Source organism: Roseibium sp. (genome assembly GCF_025698965.1).
Classification (GTDB): Bacteria; Pseudomonadota; Alphaproteobacteria; order Rhizobiales; family Stappiaceae; genus Roseibium.
In genome coordinates, this window is record NZ_JAILWL010000360.1 from 1 (window position 1) to 6,793 (window position 6,793).

Annotated in this window: 5 protein-coding genes and 1 pseudogene; 2 read left to right on the forward strand and 4 right to left on the reverse strand. The window is 53.8% G+C overall.

Features of this window, described 5'->3' with window-relative positions; all coding sequences use genetic code 11:
- Positions 1-824 (reverse strand): annotated as a pseudogene (locus K5905_RS23755) (adenylate/guanylate cyclase domain-containing protein); the annotation flags it as partial.
- 267 nt (positions 825-1,091) lie between these two features.
- Here K5905_RS23755 and K5905_RS23760 point away from each other — a divergent pair.
- Positions 1,092-1,661 carry an MAPEG family protein gene (locus K5905_RS23760; protein WP_297588604.1) on the forward strand — a complete coding sequence of 190 codons (570 nt, stop codon included), beginning with the start codon at positions 1,092-1,094 and terminating at the stop codon, positions 1,659-1,661.
- A gap of 10 nt (positions 1,662-1,671) precedes the next feature.
- Here K5905_RS23760 and K5905_RS23765 read toward each other — a convergent pair whose 3' ends face one another.
- The 3 genes from K5905_RS23765 to K5905_RS23775 form a co-directional block, all read right to left on the reverse strand.
- Positions 1,672-3,486, reverse strand: coding sequence for an adenylate/guanylate cyclase domain-containing protein (locus K5905_RS23765; protein WP_297588607.1), 1,815 nt, complete (start codon positions 3,484-3,486; stop codon positions 1,672-1,674).
- 252 nt (positions 3,487-3,738) lie between these two features.
- Positions 3,739-5,322, reverse strand: coding sequence for a SulP family inorganic anion transporter (locus K5905_RS23770; protein WP_297588609.1), 1,584 nt, complete (start codon positions 5,320-5,322; stop codon positions 3,739-3,741).
- Positions 5,323-5,609: 287 nt separating this feature from the next.
- Positions 5,610-6,218, reverse strand: coding sequence for a TetR/AcrR family transcriptional regulator (locus K5905_RS23775; RefSeq protein ID WP_297588612.1), 609 nt, complete (start codon positions 6,216-6,218; stop codon positions 5,610-5,612).
- 71 nt (positions 6,219-6,289) lie between these two features.
- Between K5905_RS23775 and K5905_RS23780 the strand changes: the two genes are divergently transcribed.
- Positions 6,290-6,793 (forward strand): redoxin domain-containing protein (locus tag K5905_RS23780; RefSeq protein WP_297588615.1); only part of this gene is annotated, 504 nt, incomplete at its 3' end.

Consider the following 6,793-nt stretch of genomic DNA (forward strand, 5'->3'; position numbering starts at 1 on the left):
CCGTAGCGCAGCTCATGATCGTTATCGATGCCATATTCGGCGGCGTCGACCAATTCAGTGGACCTCAGTCCCGCCAGGAAACCATCCGGCACGTGGTCAAGGCTGATTAGCGGGGAGACTGGGGACAGGCGGTCGAATACCTGTTCCAGTTCCGGATGGGCAACCACATCCTTGCTGTCCGGTGTGATCATGAACATCGTAACCAGGTTCGTTGAAATCTCGTCAGTGATTTCCGACAGGCGCTGCATCGACATGGCCATGATGATGAGACCCTGATAAACGCCGCCTTCTATTACCGGCTCGACATGCGCGATGTAGGTATGCTGACGGGCACTCAGGTATTGCGGTTCGGTCCAGAAAGGAGCGGTGCTGGACGCCGATGCTTTTATGAGATTGGCCAACGCGTGGGTCTTGTCAGTCACGGGAACGAACTGAGGAACCAGAACCCCGTCTGCGGCACCTCTGTCGATCTGGACAAAATTGCCATTTTCGTCTGCGACGATGACAAACGAAACATGCTTCAAAGCGGAAAGAGCACCATAAAGATAGTCGGCAACCTCTTGAGGTCTGTCCATCAGGACGCTGCCTGATATCAACGTCTTTTTCGTGAAAGCACTGGCTTCTTCGACGGCCTCTATCTCAGAAGAAAAACCCTGATCAAGCGCGCCTAGACCTACATTGATCAGTTCACCGCCCAGATCCCGAACCACCTTTTCAGATGTGGAAGCTTGAACAAATAAAACCAAAGCTGCCGTAATCGATACGAAAGCCCCGATTACGGTTGTCAGTGTCGGTGTAATATGAAAACGCCGTTTAATGGCCAAACTATTTCCCGCGTTCCCGGATTCGTCAGCTTAGTTCCTAATCCATACCGTGTGTATTCATGCAGAGCAAAGTAATCCGGGGCTCTTGATGGTCCGGTTCGACTGAATTTTTACTTGAAGGTGTGGAAATCGTGTTGATTTCAATTTTACCTGTCGAAACCATGCGGCATTTCAACGTGGCGTCACTATATAATTTTGTCAGTGGTGGTCCTGATGGAAGCGTTGTTTTCTTTTCAGGATGCAGGGTCTAACGGGATTGGGTACATCATGAATTCTGATGAAGAGGCGCGTCGACGGCGCGGCCGTATATTTGTACTTGCTTACCCGTTTGCGCTGCTTGGCATTTGCATTGTCCTGAACGTCTTTGTGTTCCGGATACAGCCACCCGAAATTGCTCTGCCTGATGAGAACACTGTCATGGCATTGGTGGCGGCGGCGGTTTTGCTTTTGATCAATCATACCTGGTTGATGACAACCACTGAATTGACGCGTGGCCGTTTCGGTATGTATGCGACACCTGAAGAATGGCGTGCGAGTGGTAGGAAACGGGAAGACACGGTGAGGGAAGGCTGGGATGAGCTGGAACGTCGTCATAATGCCCATCGAAACACGACTGAAAACACGATCTATTTCGTGTTTGTCGCCTCTGTATTTGCCATTGTGTCTCCGCCGGTTTCTGCTGTTTTGGTCTGGATTGTCGGCTTTGCCGTTGCCCGCCTCGGCTACACTTATAGCTATCTTGCAGGTAAGGACGGTCTGCGAGGGCTGTTTATGAGCCTCAGTCTTTTATGTCTGTTCGGGATTGCCAGCGGTCTGGTTCTCGGATTTCTTGCCTGAATACTCTATTTCAAGCCAGCAGTCGCACCACCTGCAAAGGCTCTGCGCGACCCTTGACCTTCTGCGGTCCTATCGGACGGCACTCAATATCATTGCTCAGGTGCCTGGCTATGTCTTCTGAGGCAAGGATCACCACTTCAGCGTCCGGATCGATTTCCTTGCCCAGGCTTTCAAGACGGGAGGCTGCATTCACCGTGTCGCCGATAACGGTGTAATTGACCCGCCCCGGAGCACCGATGTCACCGACAACAAGGGGACCGAGATGCAATCCAACGCGGATGCGGACCGGCTTGTCGCCGTTGGCTTGGCGTTTCTGGTTGTCGGCGTGTATTGCAGCTGCCATACCCAAAGCCGCCTGGGCGGCGTGTTCGGCCGGATTGTCGAGATGATCCGGCGCGCCCCAGAAAGCCATGACGCTGTCGCCGATATATTTGTCGATCGTACCGTCCCGTTTGGTGATTTCCGCTCCGAGCAAAGACAGATGGTGATTGACGAACGCCGCAGTTTGCGACGCGGACATGCCTTCCGACGCGGCGGTGTAACCGGCAATGTCGGTAAAGAGAACTGCTACTTCGCGCTCTTCAGGTGGGGCGTCCGCGCGGCCTTCGCTGAGCAGCTTCTGCACCAGTGTCCGCGGAACATATCGATTGAACGCCGTCAGACCACCCACCATGGCGTTAAAACCTTTCGAAAGGTCGTCCAGTTCGCGGATGACGCTGGAGGGCAGCGGCTCGACAGCATCTAGGTTCAGCTTTGCAACTTCCTGCGCTGCGACGGAGGCCCGTTGAACGGGGCGTGCAATTCGACGAGCAAGGTAAATGGCACCAATCAGCGACAGAAACAGCAGCACAGTGCCAACGACGATCGCCGACATCAGCTGGTGCAGGGGCTGATCCAGATATTCTGCAGGAAAATGCACGCCAATGCGCGCCGGCATCCCCATCAGGTTTTCGTTGCGTTCCTCGATTATGACAAAGCGCTTGTACCCGTCCTGGTCATGGCCTGCATGCAGGTGCAGCCCATCCGCAATATCGAAGGTGGAACTTTTGAGTCTCGGCATATCCGCAAACTCTGCCAGAAACGCATCCGCGATCTGATTGACGTGAAGAAGCGGGGTTTCTGAGCTCAGGTCGTCGAATTTGTCATGCAAGGTCGGGTGGGCAATTACCTGGTGCGACCCTTCTTTCATCAGAAATACGATTATGTCATCGGTGGAAATGTGCCAGGTGATGTCTGAAATGCGTTCAAGGGACATCCCGATGAGCAGGCTGCCGCGATAATCGTCACCTTCGTAAAGCGGGTGCGTGTAGACAAAATAGGTGTGTTCTCGGCTCGGCATATAGAGCGCGTCGCTCCAGAATGGATCGGTTCGTTTGGCGGCTTCTTCTGCAAGGGGCATTAACGAGGGAATGTCCGATGCAAGAGTGACGTCACCTCCCAGCAGCTGGCCATCAGCTTCTCCCCGGTCAACGTCAACACCTGCTCCTGTTTCATCCACCAGTACCAGGAAAGAAACCCGATCCATGGGCGCAAGCGCTCCATAGAGATAGGTGACCAGCAAATCCGGATCGTCAAATGACAGCTCATTGCGTGCCCAACTCGCTTGCGTGTATTGGCCTGTTTCCGTGACCGCATGAAGTTGCTCTGTAAAAGCAATCTCCGAACTTTCCATTCCCATATCGACAAGAGTGCCGCCAAGCTGCCGGATAACGGTTTCCGACGTCACAGCCTGAATGATCAGGATTACGGCGGCGGTTACCAGGACAAATGAGCCGATGACAGTTGCGAGTGTTGGGGTAATGAAGAGTTTTTTGCGAAGGGACACGGCGTTTTCCAACATTCAATTGATGTGCTCAGGCAGCGTGAATTCCCCAAGTGATAGAGGAACTTCGAGAACAATGCGTGAAGTTACACCAATCGTGGTCAGATGAGTTCTCAATTGTTGCCGTTGGTGTGGGACACAGGAAACTTGAACAGTGTGAGTTGCCTGTCACTGGTGGCCGTAAATGCGGAAGACCCCGAAGGCGGAACCTTCAGGGTCTTTACAATATCCCGATCAGATCAGGGCAATAAGGCTTCAGGAGGCCTTTTCAGGTGCGTCGAATGTGTGGCCATAGTCGACCGCGACTTCATAATCAGGGTCCTCCAGAACCGAGACTTCAACCATAGTTCCGGCTTTATGCAGCAACTTCTGGCAGTCGGGAGACAGATGGCGCAGATGCAAACGCTTTCCAGCGCTTTCGTATTTTGAGGCCAACGCATCGATGGCTTCGAGGCCGGAGTGATCAACAACCCGGCTATCGATGAAGTCGACAACAACGTCATCCGGATCATTTTGCGGATTGAAGAGATCGACAAAACCAGTGGTGGAGCCGAAGAAAAGCGGACCGGACAGGCGATAGACTTTCCAGCCTTCCTTGCTGGTTCCAACACGCGCGCTGATGCGGCTGGCTGCGTTCCAGGCATAAGCCAGAGCGGAGATGATCACACCAACAACCACGGCAACCGCAAGGTCGGCATATACAGTGACGCATGTCACGACGATCATCACCAGCGCATCGATCAACGGGATCTTGTGCATGATCTTCAAGCTGGCCCAGGCAAAGGTGCCGATGACGACCATGAACATCACGCCGACCAGTGCGGCAACCGGGATCTGTTCGATGAGCGGTGAGGCGACGACGATGAAGGACAGCAGGAAAAGGGCAGCGGCGATGCCGGATATGCGCGTTCTGGCGCCAGATTTAACGTTGATCATCGATTGACCGATCATGGCGCAGCCACCCATGCCGCCGAAAAAGCCGGTGACTATGTTGGCCGTTCCCTGGGCAACACACTCCTTGGACGCACCACCTTTGGTGTTGGTGAGATCGGCAACGAGGTTCAGCGTCAGAAGCGATTCAATCAGACCGATCGCGGACAGAATGATGGCGTAGGGCAGGATGATCTTCAGGGTTTCCAGGTTAAGCGGAACCATTGGAAGGTGAAATTCAGGCAGGCCACCGGAGATGGAAGCAAGGTCGCCGACAGACCGGGTGTCGAGGTTAAAGCCGAGAACCAGTGCCGAAACCACTAGAATTCCGGCCAGAGGCGCTGGGAAGGCAGTCGTGATTTTCGGGAGAAACCAGATCACACCCATCGTCAGCGCGACCAGGCCAAGCATGAGATAGAGTTGCGAACCCGTCATCCAGGTGAGGGCGCCGGTCGCATCGGGAACCTGGAACTGTCCCATCTGCGCCAGGAAGATCACGATGGCGAGACCGTTGACGAAACCAAGCATGACCGGATGGGGAACCATGCGAATGAATTTTCCCCACCTGAGCAGGCCGACGGCGATCTGAATGATGCCCATCAGCACGACTGTCGCGAAGAGATATTCAACACCGTGTTGGGCAACCAGCGACACCATCACCACTGCCAGGGCACCCGTCGCACCGGATATCATACCCGGACGCCCACCGATGCAGGCCGTGATCAGTCCGACGAAGAAGGCTGCATAAAGACCGACAAGCGGGTTCACACCGGCAACAAAGGCGAATGCCACGGCTTCAGGCACCAGAGCCAGCGCAACGGTCAGACCGGCCAGCAGCTCTGTTTTGATGCGCGAAGCATCCAATTTCGTCGATTGTACAGGCGCAATGCCCTCGGCGCGTGAAGACAAGTCGAGCTCCAGTTTTAACTTGTATGGTTGCGAAGGTCAGTCAAGCTGTATGGGTCACGCTTATTGACCTAAATCAATTTTGAGCTTTGTAATCGATTTACTGCGCCGCAGCAAGGTTTCGAATGGGACGCTGCCATGCAGTCCCGCCAATTCCAGCCATTTAAGGCTGTGCTGGTCGTTCAGGCTCGTGGCCGGTAGAGTTACAATGTTTGATAGTATTCAAAGACATGATCCTCAAAATCATGAGACCGAAGGGGGCTTGGCCGCACGACTTTGTTTCTTTGGCATCAATGAGACAAGATCATCTGCACACGGTGATCGAGATCTCTTTGAAGCTGTTCTTCGGTCCAGCCGGCTCGTCCGCGGAACATGTAACCCTGTCGGATGTCGTAGAGCAGGGCCGCCCTTTCGAGCGAGGGAAAGTCCGCAGGCAGGTTGCCTTTTTCCTTTTCTTTTTCGAACCTGGCTGCAAGCCGCTGATCCGTGTCGTCAATCGCAGCGGCCACACGCTCGGCGACACCCTCAACCTGTCCGATATTTGTCGAAACACTTGACGCAAGGAAGCATCCTTTCGCGCCACTGCCATTATCGGTTGCGTATTTGATGACTTCTTCCAGAAATCCGCGCACGGCTTTTTCTATGTCGGGTTCGGTTTCGAAGACAACCACAGGTTCACAGCCGTTGACGTCTGCGTATCGGTCGATCGTTTTCAGATAGAGTTCCCGTTTGTCGCCAAAGGCGGAATACATGCTCGGTCCGGTGATACCCATGGCTTTCGTCAGATCGCGCAAAGATGCACCGTCATATCCCTTCGCCCAAAACACTCCCATCGCCTCGAGAAGCGCTTCATCGTAATCGAAGGTACGTGGGCGGCCTAATTTTTTTGTATCGTTCAATATATAATCCTTGACGCGGGTGCGCTCGACTGCTTTATGTATCGAGCAATATATAAATCAGAGAAGCCTTTATGACCAGTCCCAAACTGCAGGCCGGAATGCCTTTTCCGGTCATCGATACCGCTTTGCTTGGTGGAGGAACCACAATCCTTTCTCGTCAATCCGAAGGATTCGATTGGAAACTTATCGTAGTTTATCGCGGCAGGCACTGTCCGCTGTGTACCCGCTATCTCATTGAGTTGAATGAAGTTCTGTCGGATTTGAATGCCCTTGGCGTGGACGTCATCGCGGTTTCGGCCGATACCGAGGAGCGGGTAAGCGCGCAAATGGCTGACGTCGATCCAAAGTACAAAGTCGGCTTCGGTCTGACGGTCGATCAGATGAAAGAACTGGGTCTCTACATATCAGGCAAGGGAAACGGCATCGACGTCGCTGGACCTTTCGCAGAACCGGGTCTCTTTGTGGTCAACGAGCGTGGTGACCTTCAGATCATCGACATCTCAAACGTTCCCTTCGCCCGGCCTGACCCGGCTTCGATCGTTCAAGGTATTCGGTTCTTCCGGAGCAGAACGGCC